Below are 18,661 nucleotides of genomic sequence, written 5' to 3'. Positions count from 1 at the left end.
AAGCCAGAAGGGCACCGCCTGCCATGCGGCGATTCGTCGTGGCCGACACGGCCGCCACACGGGTCAACCTCCTGCCGTACGCCCCGCTCGTACGGCCACAGACCGCCGCCGCGTGGGACCGCCTCGCCGCGGCTGCCGACCGCGCCCTGGTGACGGCACGCCTCGCCGACGGTGCCCTCGCAGAGTCGGCCGGCTCGGCCGGCGCCCCCGCCTGGCACCTGCGCGTGCGCCGCAGGATCCGCGAAAAGCCCCTCACCCCGCTCCCCGCTGCGGCCCCCGGCGGTGACGCCGCGACCGTCCCGGCCGTCGCGGACTGGCAGGCGGCCGCCGACGCCTACCGCACGCTGCTGGAGCAGGTCGCGCACGACCGGGCGGCCGCTGCCGCCCACGAGCGCCATGCACTGAGCCTGCTCTGCGCCGAGGAGGAGCTCGCCTCCTCCGTCGAGCTGATCAGCCCCCATCTGGGCGCCGCCGTCCGGCGGTACGCCGACTCCGGCGGCGAGGCCACGCGGGCGGACCGCAAGTCCGAACCCCGCATCACCGCCTACGCGCTGCGGGCCATGACCCGGACCAGCCCGCGCTCCCGGTTCACCGCCGTCGCCCTCTCGGCCGCGCAGGACGGACCGGCGGCCGGTCCCGGGGCGCCCGCCGCCGCCCGCTGGGCGACCGCACCGCCCACCGTCGCGCTGCGCACGGTGGAGGTCCAGCGCGGCGCCCTGCTGTCCGCCCTGGAACCCGCACCGCGGCCCGGACTTCCCGTGCGCCTGGCTCCGCTGCTGCCGGCCGCGCCCGGCGAGCTGGCGTTCATGGCCATCACCCCGGCCCATCCCCGCCCGCGCAAGGTGACCCTGCGCCGAGCCCCGGAACTGACCGAACTCACCGCCGTCGCCCGGTTCGGCGTCCACGCGTGGGAGGACGTGGCCGGGCGGCTCGCCGAGGCCCTCGACTGCCCGGCCTCCCGGGCCGAACAGGTCATGCGCGCGGCGCTCCGGGCCGGGCTGCTCGGTTCCGCGCTGCCCGTGGACGACCAGGACCCGAACTTCCTGACGGCGTGTCACGACGCCCTGCCCGAGGTCATGGTGGGTGAGACCGGGGCCGAGGTGGAGCCCGGCGCCCTCGCCCTCGTGGACGGCGCAGGGCACGGCGGTCTGCGGGCCGTCGTCGCCGAACTGGCCGGGGCGACCGCCCTCCTGGCCGCCGACACGGTCGCCGCCCGGCCCGCCCTGCACGCCCGGTTCCGCGCGGCGGCGTCCCGGCTGCCGCACGCCGACGCGCTGGCGCCGCAGCTGTACGAGGACGCCGTTGCCGTCCTGCCGCCCCTGCCCGGATCCGAGGCGTCCCCGGCCGCCGCCGCGGCGGCCCTGCTGCCGGTCCTCGGCGCCTTCGACCTCAAGGCCGACCTGCGCATCGGCCTCCGGGCCGCGGTCCGTGCCCGCGGCGGGACGGTCCGGCTGGTGGCCGAGGCCGAGAACCTCGCCGCCGACGCCGCCCGCCTCGCCACCTCGGCGGCCGCCGGTGACACCGGCGCACCGCTCGACCCGGACAGCCGGGCGGCGATGGTCGGCCTGTGGACCTTCCGGCGGCGGGTGCTGGCAGACCTGGCCGACCTGTTCGAGGCGGCCCTCGCGGCGGGGGATGGCGTCGATGCCGTCATCGAGGACGAGCACCTGGCGGCCTGGGCCGCCGCCCTGCCCGAACAGCTCCACGCGGACGGCTCCTCGTACGCCCTGATGGCCCAGTACGCGGACGGCCGGTGGGCCGCCAACGGATGGTTCGGGGGCTACGGCGCCACTTCGTCCCGGTTCCTGGAGGCGGATTCCGCCGCCGGCGGTGCCGCCACCGCCGGCCTCCGCGCCCGGCTGCGCCGCGTCCTGGGCCCCGCGGTCGCCGAGGACCGGGCCGCGCACGGGTTCAACACCGGCTGCCACCCCCCGCTCCTCGACCGGGAGATGACCGCCCGCGACTGGGCGGGCACCGTCCTCGTCGACGAGGGTCCGGCCGGCCGGCTGCGCTTGCGGACCCCGCGCGGCCTGCGCCCGATCACCGTCGGCTCCACCCGCTGGGACCTGATGCCCGCGCCCAGCCGGATCGCCCTGTGGCTCCAGGGAGGCGGTGTGATCGCGTGCGCCTACGACCACGTCTTCCGCGAGCGCGCCCGCCCCGGCGCGGGCGTGATCGCCGTACCCCGGCTCCGCCACGGCAACCTGGTGCTCCAGCGTCGCCGCTGGTACCTGCCGGACGCCGAGGTCCTGACCGGGACCTGCCGGGGATCGGTCGACGACCTGCACCGGCTGGTACGGCTGCGGGCCGAACACGGCGTACCCGCACGGTTCTTCGTCAAGCAGCTGCCGGAGTGGGAGCGCGGCGAGGCGCTCGTGCCCGACGTCACCTCCCGCCCCGTCTCCCAGCCCAAGCCCCGCTACGTGGACACGGCCGGTGTGCTGGGCCTGGCCTCCTTCGCCAAGGACGCCGCCGACTTCACCCATCCGTACCTGGAGGAATGCCTGCCCGGCCCGGCGGCCGGCCACCACGTGCGCGAGGCGGTCTACGAGTTCGACCTGGCCGAGGCGGAGTCGACCCGCGCCGACGCCGCCTCCGCCACCGCTTCCGCTGCCGCCTCCTCCGGGTCCGAGTCCGGGTCCGGGTCCGGTCGTAGCGCCGGTCCCGGTACCCCTGCCGGCCACGAGGAGGGCTCCGCGTGCTGACGACCCTGCGCGTCCACGACTACCGTCCCGACACGCTGCCGCTGCTCACCGAGGGGGCGCTGCCCCTGATCGCCGGTCTCGCCGCCGACCCGGCCCTGGACGTGTGCTTCCCGACCCGGCACTGGGACGGCGGCCCCCACCTGGCCCTGCACCTGGGCTACGCGGCCCCCGCCGCCGACGTCCTGGAACGGGCCCGCCGACGGCTCGCCGCCGCTGCCGGGCACGGCTCCGCCTGGACGCCCGAGGAGTACGCGCGCCGGGCGGGCGCACTCGCCCGGGCCGAGGGAGTGGCGGTCCGCCACGGGCTGCCCCACCCGCACGGGTCGGTGCCGGTGTCCACCGACACCGCGGTTCCCGGCCCGGTGGAGGCCGTGCGGCACCGGTTCCTGACCGCACTCGCCCGTGAGCTGGCCGGCCTGCTGCCCGCAGACCCGGCGGCCGCGCGGGCCGGGGCCCCCGGCACCGCGCTGCGCTGGATGGCGGCCCTGGCGGCTGCTTACCCCGGGGGCGCGCGGTTCGGATCCCTGTCGTTCCGCTCGCACGCCGAGGCGTTCCTCGCCTCCCGGCCCGAGGGCGAAGAGCTGCGGGCCCGTTTCGCCGCCGCGGCCGAACGGTACGCGCCGCAGACCGGCCGGCTGGTCGACCTCGCCCTGCACCGGCCCGAGGAGCTGCCCGGGTACGCCGCCTGCGCCACCGCGCTCGCCGAGCTGCGCGACCCGCGGCTGCACGGGGAGTTGGAGGACGTGCTCGGAGGCCCGGCCGGCTCCGGCTGGACCGGCCGTGCCGGGGCGGGCCCGGACGCGGGTGGCCCCGACGCGGGTGGTCCGGACACCGGTGGCCCGGACACCGGTGGCCCCGGCGCGGGCGGCCCGGACTCGCGTGGTCCCGACGCCGGCGGAGCGCCGAGCGCCTTCCACCGCCGGCTCGCCGAACTCGGCTTCGGCGAGCGCACACCGCCCGCCTTCCAGGCATACCGGGTGCTCGTGAACTGGCTCTACGAGGCCCTGCAATGGCTCGGCGTCACCCCGATCAACCGATACCTGTACTGCCACTGCCTGGCCCACGCCGTAGACGAGCGGCTCGGCGAGACCTGGCAGGACCGACTCACAGCGAGGCCCTCCTGACATGCGCGTGAAACTCCGCCCCAGCACCGTGTACGGGGCCTACCCGGAAGGGGTGTTCGTGCAGACCCCGCGCGGGGCCTTCACCCTGCGCCTGCCCGCACCCCTGGCCGAACCCGCCTGCGCCTGGATCCGGGCCCTGGAGGAGCCGCGTACGACGGCCGACCTGGTGGCCGCGGCCGGAAACCCGAAGGCGGCGCCGTTCGTCGAGCGGGTCGTCGCGCAGATGCGGGCCCAGGGAGCGCTGGTGGAGGCGTACGACGCACCGCCCGGCATCCCCGAGGCCGCGGTGGCGTACGTGGAGAGCTACAGCGACGACCCCGCAGCCGCGCTGCGCGCACTGGCGGCGGCCGAGGTGTCGGTCGAGGCCGCGTGGCCGCAGGCGGCGACCGCCGAAGCCGCCCTCGTCGCACGGGGCGTGCGCGTACGGGTGGTCAGCGGGACGGAGCAGGGCGGCCGGGGTCCCTCCGGGGTGGCGGCCGTCACCGGACCGGGGCTGGGCATACGGGTGGAGGCGGCCGGCGGTCGCCTGTGGGTCGTCTCGTCCGCGCTCGCGGCCGTCCCGGCAGCCCTTGCGGCCCTGCGCGCCCGGCTGACGACCGGGACGCCCGCAGCCGGTGCGCCTGCGGTGCCGGACGCGGCGGCCACCGAGCTCGCCGCTCAGCTCGCCGCCGAGCAGGCGTTCAAGGAGATCACCGGGCTGGCCGGCCGCGGGTCGCGCACCGTGCACGTGGTGGACTCCCGTCCGCTGGGCTGGCGTTCGCTCGACCTCACCGACGACGGCGAGGCCCGCGGCCCCGATGCGGCGGCACTGATCGGCCTGCACCGGACCGACACGCCGGCCGACTGGACCCAGCTGCCGGCCTGCCTGGCGCGCGTGGTCCCCGGGCCCGGCACAGCGGACGGTCGCGCCGCCGCGGGCTGGGGGGCCACCGGAGGCGAGGCGGACGAGGAGGCACTGCGGGCCTTCCTGCGCGGCCCCCACCCGGAGGGCGGGGCCGGTACCACCGAAGGCGCGGCCCTGCTGGACGCGGCACTGCGGCTCGCCGCCCTCGACCGGCAGGCGGACGGCAGTGTGCCGTGGCAGGAGGGCGATGCGGAGCGGACGGCTCCGTCCGGTCCCTCCTGGCGGTACCGCCTGCACGAGGCCCCCGGTGGACTGGTGTGCGCCGAGGCCGCGCTCACCCCGCCCGTCGAGACGGAGGGCGACCGCGACGGCGGCGCGGCGGGGCGGCCCGCAGCGTGGCACGGCACTGCTTGGGGCCTGGACCGCACGGCCGCGACGGAGGCGGCACGGGCCGCCGCCCGGGCCCGCGCACAGCTCGCCGCGCACGACCCCGTGCTGGCGGGGGCGCTCGGCCCGGACTGCCGTATCGCCGAGGAGCTGGCCGCATCGGCACGGCCGTACGACCTGGCCGCCGAACTGCTGGGCCAAGGCGTCGGGTTCCGGCCCGCCGCCCCCGACCCGCTGCTCGGCGCGCATCCGTTGGTGCACGGCACGCTGGTCCGTGACGTCGGTGACGTCCGTGACGTCCGGGGTGACCGGTGACCGGGCGGCTCGCGGTGCACGCCGCGACCGGGAACGAATGGCCGCAGGCCGCCGGCCTGCTGGCGGAACTGGTCAACGAACAGGGCGCGCTGGTGGCGCTGGTGGCCGGCCACGACGCGGACTGGGAGCAGCAGCGGATGGCCGAGGCCCAGCGCCTGGGCCTGCCCCTGCTGCCCGTGCGCCTGTGGGGCGCCGAGGTGGAGATCGGACCGCTGTGGCAGCGGGACGCGGCCGTCGGCTGCCCGCTCTGCCAGGTCTCCGCCCACCTGCGGACGCGCGGCATCACCAACCCGCCGCGCCGGCTCTCGGCCGGGCCCGGCCTGGCCCGGGCGTCGGCCGCCGCGCTGGCCGCCGCCTGCGGGCTGGTCCGCCGGCAGCCGCCGGGACCGGGAGAGACGGTCGTGGTCGGGCCGGCCGGCAGCTCCCGGCACCGGGTGCTGCCGCAGACCGGCTGCCCGGGCTGCGGGGGCGCCGTCCCCGGGCGGGGGGCGGACGGGCTCCCGGGGCCGGATGCCGACGCGGACGTGGACCCGGACGACGTGGACGCGGATGTGGACGTGGACGTGGACCGCAGCGTGGACGAGGACGCCGACCGGTACGCGGACCCGGCACTCGACGGGGCGCTGCGGCAGGTGCCGGGGCCGGACCTGTCGGTGTCGACCCTCAGCGCCCTGCTCGTCGACAGCCGCTACGGCCCGGTGATCGGCCTCCAGCCGGTTCCCGACAGTCCGGCCTCCCTGGTCGCGGCCGTCCACGCCCGGCACGGCAAGGCGTCCGAAGCCGCCGGCTACGGCCGTGGCCGCACCATCGCCGCGGCCTCCCGCCTGGCGCTGCTGGAGCGCCTGGAGCGTTCCGGGTCGGAGGCCGTCGTCAGCGCGGCCCGGCCGGTCCGCGCCACCCACCGGGAGCTGCCCGGGCGCGCCCTGGACCCGCGCCGGCTCGGCGACCTCGCGCCGGAGCAGTACGCCCACCCCTCCTGCCGGGTCGATCCGTTCTCCCCGGACGACGTCCTGCGCTGGATCCCCGCCCGCGTCTGGGGCACCGACGAGGAATGCTGGGTGCCGCTGGAGGCCGGCTCCTACCACGTCCATCCCGAGCCCCGGCCCGGACAGAAGTGGGGACGGGTGCTGTACGAGTCCTCCAACGGCTGTGCGCTCGGAGCCACCCTCGACGAGGCGGCACTGCACGCCCTGCTCGAACTCCTCGAACGCGACGCGTTCCTGCTGACCTGGTGGGCGGGACGGCCCGTCCCCCGGATCGACTGGCGTTCGGTCACCGACCCCACCACCGTCGAACTGCGCGCCGCGATGCACCGCGCCGGCTACGAGGTGGACCTGCTGGTCCTGACCAGGGACGTTCCGGTCCCGGCGGTGTGGGCGCTGGCCCGCAACCCCCGCTCGCCGGACAAGTACAGTCTGACGACGGCCGCCGCCCACCCCGATCCGGCCGAGGCGGTACGCGCCGCGGTCGCGGAACTGGCCCCGCTGGTCCTCGGGGACGTCGTGGCCCCCTCACCGGAGCGGGCCCGCCGACTGCGTACGGACCGCTGGAGCGTCACCGACCTCGACCACCACATCGAGTGGTACTCCGTGCCCGAGGCCGCCGGTGCCTTCGAGCCGTACCTGACGGGCCCGTCCGTGCCGTTGGCCGAGGCGTTCCCGCGTTCCCCGCTGCTCGGGGCCGCCACGCTCGGCCGGGCCCGGCGGCGGCTGCTGGGGCTGCTCGCCGACGCGGGCATGGACGAGGTGCTGGTCGTGGACCAGACCGGGCGTGAGCACCGGTCCGCCGGGCTGCGCGCCGCACGGGTCCTGGTGCCCGGAAGCGTCCCCCTGGCCTTCGGTTTCGCACACCAGCGGGTGCTCGGCCTGCCCCGGCTGCTCGCGGCGGCGGGGGAACAGGAACTGTCCCTGGAACGGCTCACCGTGCACCCGTTCCCCTGACCGGCGTGCCGGGCGGGGTCCTGCGTACCCCGTCCGGTCCCGGGGGCCGGTCCCCGTTCGGTCCGGTTTCGTCCCCGGCCGTCCGAGTCCGTCCGAGTCCCTCTGAGCCCGTCTGCCCGTCCCCGTTCCGCACGAAGGAAGTGGCTGCCCTCCGTGGTCGTTGCGCCCCCTCCCCCTCCCGCCCCCGAGCCCGGCTCCGGCCCGGCCCGCCCTGCCTCGCTGAAGGCGATCCTGATGGCCGTGCCGTCCGGTGACACCCGGGTGGACCCCGAAGCACGCCCCGAGCGCCAGCGGGTGCGCTCGGCCGTTGCCGCCCTGGCGACCGACGCGACCGACGTAACCGACGCGACCGACGCAACCGACGCAACCGGTGGCGGCCTGCCCGCGCGCTGGGACCTGCTGGCGCGGACCCGTTGGCCCGCCGCGGCACCCGCTTCGGAGGTGTCCCTGTACGAGGTGGCCGCCACCGTCTGTGCCCCGGTGCGCTTCGAGGTCGACAACCCGTATCCCGAACACCGGGCGTATCCGTCGCCCCGGGCCAAGTTCCCGGTGCGGCTGGTCGCCCAGGAGGACGGCGTCGGCCGCTTCCCGCGGCCCGAGGCGGGCGACGCCCTCGCCGTGCCCGCGCCCGGGGGTGGCGAAGGCGGGGACCACATCCGGACGTTCGCGCTCCCCGACGCCCTGCCGTCGTTCTACGGACCGCTGCGCACCGTGCTGACCGGCCTGGAAACCGGTCATGTCCTGGCCTCGCTCGCCCTGTTGGGCAGGGCCCTGGGCCGACCGCTGAGCATCGCGGGGCCGTCCGGGGCCGCCGAGGCGTGGGCCGCCCCGCTGCCGGGCGCTGCTGTGCCCGGCTACGTCATGACCCCCGATCCGGAGGCGCCGCCGGTCCCGTCGCCGGACCCCGGGGGAACCCCGTCGCCGGTCATCGCGCCATCCGCCGGATCCGGTGCCACGACCTGGAACCAGGTGGTCTGGGCGCGCAACAGCGGCCGGGCGCCGCGCGGCGTCTCCGGTTTCACCGGCGCTCACCGCCCGGCACCCGCCGCGCTGTGGCACGCAGCCCTGAGCACCCTCGCGAGCAGCGGCCGCGGCCTCGGCACGCTGCTGCCCGCCCGATCCGGCCTCGGCCTGTTCTGCTGGGTGCGCGAGGTGGAGGACGTGGCGGACGGCTGCTACGAGATCGGCTTCGACGGCACGGCCCGCCGCGTCGGGGAGCTCGGGACAGCGCGCGGCGCGCTCCTCGTGGACTCCGCCGCCGCGCCCGGCCTCGCCTTCGAACTCGACGCGTGCAACCTGGTGTGGCTGGTCACCGCGGACGTGACGGCCGCCTGCCGTACGTCGGACGCGCCCGCGCCCCGGCTGGCGGCCGACCTGCTGGCCGCCGCGGGCTGGACCGCCCAGCACCTGTCGTACGCGATGGCCGCGCACGGGCTGTTCGCACGGCCGCTGCGCAGCTACGACGCCGAGGGTGCCGCCACCGCGCTGGGCCTGGGACCGGACCGGGTGCCGGTCTACCAACTGGCCTGCGGGCCCAACCGGTTCACCGAGCCCGCCCTCGACGTCCGCCACTTCCCCGGAGGTCGTGCATGAGCACCCCCGCCCCCAACCCCGACGGCTGGCTCTCCTGGCACGTACACGTACCCGCCGACGCGGAGGGTACGGACCGGCTCACGCCGCTGGTACGGGAACAGCTCCCGGCGCTGCTGGCCCCGCTGCGCGAGGCCGGACTGCTGCACCGGTGGTTCTTCATCCGCTACTGGGAGGGCGGCCCGCACCTGCGGATCCGCCTCCTGCCACAGCCCGGCGCCGGCCGTGCCGCCACGCCCGACGCGCTGGACGCGGCGGTACGGCGCGCCTTCGCCGACGTTCCCCGCGAGGGTCACGACCCCGAGGGCTACCTGGCCTCCATCGGCGACCTGGCGGCGGCCTCGGTCGTCTCCGACCCGACGGTGGACCGGCGGCTCGCCGCGACGGTGCTGCCGCCCGGTGTGCACGCGGCCGACTACGTACCGGAGACCGACCGATACGGCACCGGGGCGGCGCTGGAGGCGACCGAGGAGGTGTTCACGCTCTCCAGCGAACTGGCCCTGCGTGCGGCCCGGTCCGAGCTGGACGACCTGCGGCTGCGGCTGCTGGGCACCGAAGTCCTGCTCAAGGCAGCGGCGTTGGCCGACGACGGGGTGCGGCAGGAGGGCGGGCCGGCGGCCGACGACGGCGAAGCCGATCCGGCAATGGCCCAGTTGCGGGCTCACGCCGACTACTGGAGCGGCTGGTCCCGGTCCGCCCCTCAGGAGGTGTTCCCCACCGCGCTGCTGGCGCAGCATGCCGCCGACTGGGCCCAACTCCTGCTGTCCCGCGGGCGGGTGAACGCCCCGGCGCTCACCGCACGGGCCTCGGCGGTGTCACCGTGGGCCGAGGCGCTGGCCGCCCTCCTGCCCCTCGCCCCCACCGCACCCGCCCGATCCGGCCTGCTGATCTCCCACACCCATATGACGCTCAATCGCATGGGTATATTCGTGCACGATGAATACATTCTGGCGGAGGCCGCTGCCCGGCTGCTGCGGGCCCCAACCGGGACACCCACGGCCGATACGGCCACGGTCGGTACGGCGACTGCCGGCACGGCGACTGCCGGTACAGCGACTGCCGGTACAGCGACTGCCGGTACCGGCGGCGAAGGGGTACGGGCGTGACTGACGCCGTCGATGACATTTCCCGGAACACCGGCCTGCTGTCCGCGCAGGACATCCACGTCGCCTACGCCGAGGAGACCGTCCTGGCCGACGTCTCCCTGGCCCTGGAGCCCGGCGCGTGTCTGGCTCTCGCCGGCGCCAACGGCTCCGGCAAGTCGACCCTGTTGCGCGTCTGCGTGGGCCGCCAGCAGCCGGACCGGGGCGAGGTCCGCTTCGCGGGGACCGCACCGCGCGAGGCGGCCCCCTCCTTCCGGCGGGACGTCGGGCTGCTCCTCGACGGCGCCGAATGCTTCCCCGACCTCACCGTCGCGGAGCACATACGCATGATCGCCACCGCCCACGGCCTCGGCTCCCGGGCCGACGCCGCCACCGACCGGGTGCTGGCCGAACTCGGCCTGGACCACCGCGGCGACGCCTTCCCCGACGCCCTGTCGGCGGGACAGCGCCAGATGCTACTGCTCGCCTCGGTCCTGGTCCGTCCGGCCCGCCTGATCGTCGTGGACGAGCCCGAACAGCGCCTGGACACCGCCGCCCGGCGCAGGCTGGCCGCCGCACTCCGGGCGGCGAAGGCCGCCGGCACGGCCGTACTGCTGGCCTCGCACGACCGCGCCACCGTCGAGGAGGCCGCCGACCGGGTGCTGCTCCTGGACCGGGGCCGGACGGTCGCCCTGGGCACCCCCGCCGAAGTGACCGGCGTAGCGGAGGTCTCACCGTGGCGGTGACCACCGAACCCACCGCCGAGGAGCGGGACGCCACCGCCACGGCCGTGGCCACCGCGACGCGGGCCCGGCGCGAACGCGGCGCCGGCCGGCCCAGGTTCGACGACGTGTGGACCTGGGTGTGCGCGGCAGTCTCCGCACTGGTGGTACTCGCGGGCCTGGTCCAGGCGGCACCGGGCATCGGCCAGGGACTGGGATGGTCCGGCGGGCCGGCCGCCCGCGCCGGGGTGGTCGGCACCACGCTGCTCCTCTTCGCCGGCCAGATCGCCCTGTGCATCCGTCTGGGCCCGGTACTGCTCAGCCCCGCCGAGATCACCTGGCTCCTGCCGCTGCCCGGCGACCGGGGCCGACTCCTGCGCCCTCGCCTCGTACGGGCCGTGGCCGTCGCCTGCGCGGCGGCCCTCCCCACCGGCGCCCTGGCCGCCGCACTGGCCCTGACCCTCCAGGCCGAACAGCGTTACGAGACCCTCCCCGTGGCACTCCTCGCCCACCTGGCACTGGCCGCTCTCGCAGTCGGTCTGGGCACCGTGGCCGAGGCCAATCCCATCCAGGCGGGCCGGATCCGGCTGCTCGGCGCCGGTCTGGCACTGGCCGGAGCGACCGTACTCACCTGCGGAACCTCGGCGCCCGCGGTGACCGAGGTGGCTGCCTGGTCAGGCCCCTGGGGCTGGGCAGGAGCGGCCGTCGCCACAGCATCCGAACACAACTCCCCCCTGACCTGGGCGGCGGCACTCGCCGGCCTCGCCGCGTGTACGACGATCACCCTGCGCAAGGCGTTCCGCACCGCGGCGGCCATCCCCACGGACGCACTCCTCTCCCGGGCCCGCACCGGGCGGGAGGTCACCCAGGGCGCGACGCTGCTGGACCTGCGCGCACTGACCCTCGTCCTCCAGTCGACCGGCGGCCGACGCCGGTGGACGGCCCGCATCCCGATGCCGCGCTCCCGCTGGGCGGTACCGCTCTGGCGGGACGCCGTCATCCTCCTCCGCCACCCCTGGCGCCCGCTCCTGGCCTGCGCCGCCCTGGTCGCCGGCTTCGCCCAACTCCACCTGGTGACGGACTGGCTGACGGAGCCAAACCATCAATCCGCCGGCCCCCTCAAAGCAGCATTCATGGGCCTGCTCCTCGTCGTACCGCCCTATCTCGCGGCGGTAGCACTCTCCGAACCGGCCTACCAGGACACGGACCGACCGCGCCGAGCCCTGCTGCTACCCCTCTCACCCGGCGCCCTGGCCCTCTCCCACCTGGCGGTACCGACCGCCTTCCTCTGGACCGCCGGCGGTGCCGCCTGGACCGCGTCCCTGCTCTCGGGCGAGGGACCCCTCGGCGCCTACGCCACGGCACTCCTGCTCGCGGGCCCCGCCCTGGTCGGCACCACCCTGGTGGGCGCCTACCGCGGTGCCCCCCGCTACGACCTGCTGGCCCTGTCCCTCGACTGGTACGCAGCCCTGCCGTTCATCCTCTGGCGCCTGGCCCCCACCCTGGCCGCAGCCTTCGTCACGGCCCCCTACCTCTGGCACACGGCGTACCACCCAACCGCCACCCCCGACGCAGACACCCTCTGGCTGGCCATCCGCTCCGCAACCGTCCTGGCCTGGACAGTCCGCCGCATCCGCCACCAGGCCAAGGACCTGCACAGCTGATCCCGAAGCCACCCCGGACCCCGGACTGCGGTCCGGGGACGTCGGAGGTGCGGATCCGCGCGCGTCACAGTTGCCGCACGGCGTAGGTCATATGCTGCAGGTTTCCGACCCGCAGCCACGTGCCGAAGTTACCCGTCCCCCCTCGGCCAATTCCATGGGCACAGTCCCGCAGCCAGCTTTCCCCACCGCCGGCAGCCGGGCCGCGGAATCCCGGATGCGCAAGGAACTCACGGGCGATTGCACGATTGTGTGCGTCGCGGCCACGGCCCGACGCGAGCACCCTGCCGAGCAGGAAGGCTCCGTCGAGCGTGTAACGGAGAAAGCCCCAGGACGGTCCGCCCCCACCCGAACGAGGGGGCAGGCTGATGGCTTCGGCCGGCTGTATTCCGTAGTCCCCATAGCTGAGTAGCCCCTGGTATGCACGGCCGCCGGCAGCGACCTCATGCCACATGTACAGCTCTGTCCTCGGCACTTCACACAGTCCCCTGTCGAGCATGTCGGCCGTGACGAGGGGAAATCCGCCACTGAGTACAGCGACGGTTCGCCAGGGCGTCAGCGGGACGAGAGAGTCCAAGGCGCGCAGGGCCTCCTTGCCGGCGTCAGCCCTGTCGGCTTGTACAGCGCCCAGGTCCAGAAGGAGGTCCATCCGAACCACCGGTTCGGACCTCTCGAGGAGGTGGCGTACCCGGTCGCCCGTACGACCGTCCCACTGACCTGGCACCCGAACCCGTATGCCCAGTCCGTCGCCGGCAGTCCGGGCAGTCTGCAGGGCCACGGCCTGCTGCACCTCGGGCCTTTCAGGCCCGGTCACCGGGCGCAGCAGCGCGAACGCGCTCGTCTCCGGCATCAGCTCAGCGAGTACGGATATTTCGTCCTCGTCCGCGAACGGAGCGTCCAGCCAAGCAGGACGGTACCTCTGGACCCTGGTTACTGCAGCCAGGTCCTTCCGGACCTTCGCCGCGAGCTCGGCCGGTGCGAGTCCGGGACGTGGCGGCAGATTCCAGACCGGCGCCATTGCGTTCTGCGCTTCCGGCCGAAGCCGAGAGTAGGCGTCCACCGCATGCGGCCGGGTCGGCAGGACAGGAACGTACAGCGGTCTGGTCATGGCGGCTCCCTCTTTGGCGCAACCTCGACCTACCTCTCCGATCTCCAGAGTGAGCAGTCGTTACGCACCGGGAAAGAGCGCTGTTTCAGCCATCTGCCGAGCCGCCGCGAACGTGCCTGATCCAGCGCGCCACTCTTCCGCAATGCCGTGATCGACCCTGAGGCGCCGGTCCTGATCACGATCACCGGCCTGGCTGCTTGATCACTCACTGTCATAAGATGGCAAGGACAATCTCAGCGGCCCGCCGGGCTTCCGCTCCACCTCACGTGGAACCGAAGGACACGCCCCCACCCGCACGAGCTACTCCGTGCTGCCTGGGGGCGATTTCTTGCTGTTCCGTGAGTCCGCGGCGTCCTTGGCCAACCGCACCCGCCTCGAAGGCCGGCTGTCAGAACTCCTGAGCGAGAACTTCCTGCACAGGCACGGCCACAAGCCGCACGCTTCGGAGGTGCGCTCCTGGGAGCGGAGCATCCCCGCGCTCACCCACGCTCTGGTCGAAGCAGGTCTCGGTGAGGTCGAGATGCTGCTGGAGTACGGACTGCCGCTGACGAGCAAGCGCGCGGACGTAATACTGGCCGGCATCCATCCGGTGTCCGGGGAGCCGTCGTACGTCATCGTGGAACTCAAGCAGTGGAGCGAGGCCCACCCGGTGGACGACGATCCGCTGCGGTGCAGTGTGCCCTCCTACCGCGAGCCCGTACTGAACCCCATCGAGCAGGTTCGCGGTTACTGCGACTACCTTGTCTCATTCAACGGGGCTCTCGAAAGGAACCCCGACTCCGTCACTGGAGTGGCCTACCTGCACAACGCGACCGAGTTCGGGGTCGTCGGGTTGCGCGAGGTCGAGGAGGACCGCCGCGGCCGCATGTTCACCGGCGATCAACGTGGCGCGTTCCTCGACTACCTGCGTTCGAGGCTGGCCGCGAAGCCTGGCGCTGCCGCCGCTGACGACCTCCTTCAGGCCAGGATCCGTCCGTCCAGGCAGCTGATGGCCGTGGCCGCCGACGAGGTCCGCGACCGCGAGCAGTTCGTGCTGCTGGACGAACAGCGACTCGCCTACGAGACGGTGATGGCGGCGGTCCGCAAGGCGCGCCGCGCCAACCGCAAGCAGGTGGTCGTTGTGACCGGCGGGCCCGGATCCGGCAAGAGCGTGATCGCCCTGTCCGTTCTCGGCGACCTCTACCGGCGCGGCGTACCGGCCCTCCATGCCACCGGTTCGCAGTCGTTCACGAAGACCATGCGCAAGGTCGCGGGCGCCCGCAAGCCCGAGGTCCAGCGCCTGTTCCGCTACTTCAACAGCTTCATGGAGGCCGAGCCCAACGACATCGACGTGCTCGTCTGCGACGAGGCGCACCGGCTCCGCAAGACGTCCGCCAACCGCTACACCAAGGCCGCCCTCCGCACCGGCCGCCCGCAGGTGGTGGAGCTGATCGACGCCGCCCGTGTCCCGGTGTTCCTCCTCGACCAGCACCAGGTGGTACGTCCCGGCGAGATGGGTACCGTCGAGCAGATCAGGCAGGCTGCGGCCGAACAGGAAGTGGACTTCACACTGGTCGAGCTGGACAGCCAGTTCCGGTGCGGAGGCAGCGACGCCTACTTGCGTTGGGTGACCGGTCTCCTGGGCCTGGAGGGCGAGGGGCCGATCGAGTGGGAGCCGGACGGCAAGGTACAGCTGCTTACGGTGGACAGCCCACAGGAACTGGAGGACCTCCTCTGCGACAAGCGTGCGCAAGGGTACGGCGCCCGTCTTTCCGCCGGCTACTGCTGGAAGTGGACCACGAAGATCACTCCGGCGATGACGACGCTGCCCGCGGACGTGGCCATCGGCGACTGGTCGAGGCCGTGGAACCTGTACGGGGACCGATCCCTGCTGGGCGCACCGCCGGCTCCGCTCTGGGCCACTGATCCCGCAGGCTTCGGCCAGGTCGGCTGTGTCTACACCGCCCAGGGCTTCGAATACGACTGGTCGGGCGTGATCATGGGCCCGGACCTGGTCTGGCGGACGGACCGCTGGGTGGTCGACCGCACCGCCTCGAAGGACCCCTCCTTCACGAAGGCGACGCCTGACGAGGACATCGACCGCCTGATCCGCAATACGTACAAGGTGCTCCTGACCCGCGGCATGATCGGAACGGTCGTCTACTCGACAGACGCCGAGACCCGCAGAAAGCTCCGCTCCCTGATCCCCGCAGCACATTGATCCCAAACGGGTTAGCATCAGTGCGCTGCGCACCTTCCCGGAGGGTACGAGGCGATGGTCGTGCGCTGACCCCAACGGGCAGCGGGTGACGAATGGTTGTGCCCGTCATGTGGCGACACACGACGTGAGCGTGGATACCCGGTAGGGCGTCCCCCTGCCATTCCGTATCTCACTGCTCTGGAGTGGCCATGACCTCGGTCGAGTACAAGTCTGCGCGTCGTGACCGGATCCGCAGGATCCTGATCGACATCGCTGCGGGAGTCGTCTCCAACCTTCTGGTGGCGACTCTGGCCGCGATTGCGAGCCTGCTCTTCTGACGCAGGCGGGAGGCGGGCCCGGTGAGCCTGCCTCCCAATTCCTCGGGGTTCCGCGTCAGAACAGCCTCAGGTCCGGGCCCTTCGCCTCATTCGCCCTCCGCTTCCGCTTGCCTCGACTGCCCGTTCCTCGGCGCGGCCTCGGAAGATGCGGCTTGCGGGCTTCGGGGGGCAGGTTCGCCCAGGTGGGGCGCAAGCCGTGGATCTCGACCTCGCCGACGAGTTGCTTGAGGTACGCCCGCGTTTCCGCGTCGGTGGAGTACAGCACCGTCGCGCGGCTGGCCCTGGTCATCAGCACGTGGTAGGCGTGGCGGATCAACCGGGCGAACTCTTCGTCGTCGACGCTGCCTGGTCGCACCTTCGGGTCGAAGGAGCCGGGGAGGCCCACCCGCTTGATCTTCGAGCCCTCCTCCTTGCGTTCCTTGCCCCTGCGAAAGACCCACTTGTCTCCACGGCGCACCATGTCCTCGCCCATGATCACCCCGCACCAGTCCCACTCGAGACCTTGCGCCGTGTACACGCAGCCGATCTGTCCGAGGCCGTTCGCATCGACGGACCAGGTCTTCGCAGGAGGTGCCTGACCTCCCTCGCAGTAGCTTTCACTGTCGGCGTTCCAGGGGCGGTGCCAGTCGCCGATCCGTACGTCGGCCTCCAGCCGCCTTTCCTTGCCGAGCGGTTTCGTCCAGGGCCAGCAGTAGCCGGCGACCATGCGTCCCGAGGCCCCGGCCAGTGCTTCGGCACGGATGATCCCTTCAAGCTCCTCGGGAGTGTCAGCAACTTCGATGTGCATCAGTCCGTCCGGCCGCCACTGCTCGACGGGCTCGCCGGAGACGCCGAGCACCGCCTGCACCCAGCGGATGTATGCGTCGCTCCCGCCACACCGGTACTGCTCCCGGAGATTGCTCGGGACGAGTCGGGCGTCGTGCCGCCTGGCCGCGTCCTCGATGAGGGCTACGGTGCCCACCTCGTTCGGCCGGACCGACTGGCCCTCGTCCAGGAAGAAGACGGTGAGCCGCGAAGCCGCCAGGAGCTCGTCGACCTGCGGGCCGGTGCCCCAGTCCTCCGGCTTCCAGAACCGGTTCGTGGAGCGGTCGCGAAGACGGTGCGCCTCGTCGCAGATCAACACGTCCAGCGGCGGGTCCGGCGGGGTGACGAAGCTACTGAAGTAGGTGAAGGACTCCCTGAACTCCCGGTCTCCGTACCCGACGTGCTCCTGAAGTGCTCCGTTGAAGGCCCTGCTGCCGCTGGCGTACTTGACCGTCCGCCCCTGCGCCTCCAGTTCCGCCTTGATCTGGAGGCCGATCGCACTCTTGCCCGTACCGGCTCCACCGGTCACCAAGAAGACCACTCTCCGTTCGTCCGGGACGAGGGCAGGACGCGCGGGATCCGGGAGCACCTTGGCGGCAGCCTCCAGGACTTGATCAGCAACCTCTTTCTGTGCCCCCCGCAGGGTGAACACGGTGTCGTCTCCGCGGGACTCGATCATCGCGTCGAGCAGGGGCGTGTTACGCAGGCCCATCCTCTGCAGCATCGTCTCCGCTTGGGACATGGCACCGTCTTCCGCGAAGTTCTTGCGGAGGTCTGACAGCAACCGCTCCCGCCGGTCACTGGTGTAGACATGCCCGTAGGCGCCCATCGGCGCATCCACATCGATCAGGGCGCGCACCGAATCGTCCGTGGCGTTGTGCAGGTAGGCGAAACCACCGCACGCGAAATCAAGGTTCCCGAAGGGTCCGCGATCACTCGTGAACGCCTGGTAGTAGTCGCGCAATTGGAGAACCGGGTGCTTCTTCTCCCCCATTCCCGTCACGTGGACCAGCTCCGCGGTGGCCCGTTCCACCCTGGTTACCATCGACCAGCGCTTCAACTCGACCAACTGCACGGACGGCACGCTCCGCTCCGGATGCCGGCCCACCAGGACGACATCGATCAGCCGAGGATCACCGGGCCGGTCACTCTCGTCGATCGTCGCGGCGCATTCGACGATCATCTCCACGTTTCCGCGCCCTGCTACCACGAGGTCGCTCGCAAGGCTGACGAGGCTCTCCGCCCATGCGGACCGTTCCGACAGCGAAGCGTCGGCCCCCCGGAAATGCCGCCATCGGGCGGCAAGGTGCGGGACCATACGGCGTCGGGCGTTCAGCGTGAGCAGATCTTGCGCCGACAACTTCAGCAGGAGCATGGACACGAGGTGGTTCCCCCAGGGCACGAGTGACTCGTGCGGGTGGGGGCATGTCCTCGCGGGGAAGCCCGTCGGGCCGCAATCGGTTCCGGTGATCTTAAGGAACGGCTCCACGCCCAGGCACCCCGCCACGGCCGTCGGCCGAAACCACGACCATCATGGCCGGATCACACTGGGCCACGCCCCGGCAGCTCCGTGCCCGGTTCATCTCGGCTGCGCCGGATGTCACTGCCCACCGTTAGGATCTCCCGAAAGCCTTCTCTACCACCGGATGGCCGAGCCGGTCAGCTCTCAGCAGGAAGCAACAAAGCGGGGGCCGCACATGCGGGCAGGCCGGTGGACCACGGTCACCGAGTCCGAGTACGAGCACGAACACCTCGGCAGGGTCACGACGTCGGGGCTTCCTTCTTCCAGTCCGACGGCGTCTACGATCGCGGTGGCCGTCGCGACAACCGTGCAGAGGCCGAGTTCATCGCCAAGCGTGTAC

Annotated in this window: 12 protein-coding genes; 10 read left to right on the top strand and 2 right to left on the bottom strand. The window is 73.3% G+C overall.

The window, feature by feature from the left end:
* The first annotated feature begins 23 nt into the window (after positions 1 to 23).
* From AB0O36_RS00720 to AB0O36_RS00685, 8 genes are all read left to right on the top strand, one after another.
* The gene (locus AB0O36_RS00720; RefSeq protein ID WP_365102004.1) at positions 24 to 2,705 is read left to right on the top strand and encodes a lantibiotic dehydratase; all 2,682 of its coding nucleotides are present in this window, start codon (positions 24 to 26) and stop codon (positions 2,703 to 2,705) included.
* Positions 2,699 to 3,829, top strand: coding sequence for a hypothetical protein (locus tag AB0O36_RS00715; RefSeq protein WP_365102002.1), 1,131 nt, complete (start codon positions 2,699 to 2,701; stop codon positions 3,827 to 3,829). The genes AB0O36_RS00720 and AB0O36_RS00715 overlap by 7 nt, the downstream gene beginning before the upstream one ends.
* A 1-nt stretch (position 3,830) precedes the next feature.
* Positions 3,831 to 5,375, top strand: a complete 1,545-nt coding sequence (locus AB0O36_RS00710; RefSeq protein ID WP_365102000.1) for a hypothetical protein — start codon at positions 3,831 to 3,833, stop codon at positions 5,373 to 5,375.
* A complete protein-coding gene (locus tag AB0O36_RS00705) occupies positions 5,372 to 7,315 on the top strand; it encodes a YcaO-like family protein (protein WP_365101997.1) in 1,944 nt (647 codons plus the stop codon). The genes AB0O36_RS00710 and AB0O36_RS00705 overlap by 4 nt, the downstream gene beginning before the upstream one ends.
* A 153-nt stretch (positions 7,316 to 7,468) precedes the next feature.
* Positions 7,469 to 8,908: a hypothetical protein gene (locus AB0O36_RS00700; protein ID WP_365101995.1), complete on the top strand. Its 1,440-nt coding sequence runs from the start codon at positions 7,469 to 7,471 to the stop codon at positions 8,906 to 8,908.
* On the top strand, positions 8,905 to 10,011 hold the full coding sequence (locus tag AB0O36_RS00695; RefSeq protein WP_365101993.1) for a thiopeptide-type bacteriocin biosynthesis protein: 1,107 nt from the start codon (positions 8,905 to 8,907) through the stop codon (positions 10,009 to 10,011). Before AB0O36_RS00700 ends, AB0O36_RS00695 begins: the two co-directional genes overlap by 4 nt.
* Entirely contained in the window at positions 10,008 to 10,733 is a 726-nt protein-coding gene (locus AB0O36_RS00690) for an ABC transporter ATP-binding protein (protein ID WP_365101991.1), read from the top strand. Before AB0O36_RS00695 ends, AB0O36_RS00690 begins: the two co-directional genes overlap by 4 nt.
* Positions 10,724 to 12,373, top strand: a complete 1,650-nt coding sequence (locus AB0O36_RS00685; RefSeq protein ID WP_365101989.1) for a DUF6297 family protein — start codon at positions 10,724 to 10,726, stop codon at positions 12,371 to 12,373. The genes AB0O36_RS00690 and AB0O36_RS00685 overlap by 10 nt, the downstream gene beginning before the upstream one ends.
* 64 nt (positions 12,374 to 12,437) lie before the next feature.
* Here the strand turns inward: AB0O36_RS00685 and AB0O36_RS00680 are convergent, their stop codons facing one another.
* Positions 12,438 to 13,478 (bottom strand): beta family protein, encoded by a 1,041-nt coding sequence (locus AB0O36_RS00680; protein ID WP_365101986.1) that lies wholly within the window; start codon positions 13,476 to 13,478, stop codon positions 12,438 to 12,440.
* A 328-nt stretch (positions 13,479 to 13,806) separates the two neighbouring features.
* Between AB0O36_RS00680 and AB0O36_RS00675 the strand changes: the two genes are divergently transcribed.
* Together AB0O36_RS00675 and AB0O36_RS00670 are read left to right on the top strand one after the other, a co-directional pair.
* Positions 13,807 to 15,678 (top strand): DUF2075 domain-containing protein, encoded by a 1,872-nt coding sequence (locus AB0O36_RS00675; RefSeq protein ID WP_365101983.1) that lies wholly within the window; start codon positions 13,807 to 13,809, stop codon positions 15,676 to 15,678.
* 188 nt (positions 15,679 to 15,866) lie between these two features.
* The gene (locus AB0O36_RS00670; protein WP_365101981.1) at positions 15,867 to 15,995 is read left to right on the top strand and encodes a DUF6408 family protein; all 129 of its coding nucleotides are present in this window, start codon (positions 15,867 to 15,869) and stop codon (positions 15,993 to 15,995) included.
* A gap of 55 nt (positions 15,996 to 16,050) precedes the next feature.
* On the opposite strand, the gene AB0O36_RS00665 is transcribed toward AB0O36_RS00670, so the two are convergent.
* A complete protein-coding gene (locus AB0O36_RS00665) occupies positions 16,051 to 18,174 on the bottom strand; it encodes a DNA/RNA helicase domain-containing protein (RefSeq protein WP_365102527.1) in 2,124 nt (707 codons plus the stop codon).
* Between the last annotated feature and the right edge of the window lie 487 nt (positions 18,175 to 18,661).

It is taken from the genome of Streptomyces sp. NPDC089799, from assembly GCF_040684755.1.
Lineage (GTDB): Bacteria > Actinomycetota > Actinomycetes > Streptomycetales > Streptomycetaceae > Streptomyces.
The sequence above is the reverse complement of the archived record's forward strand: the minus strand, read 5'-3'. Positions and strand labels throughout refer to the sequence as shown.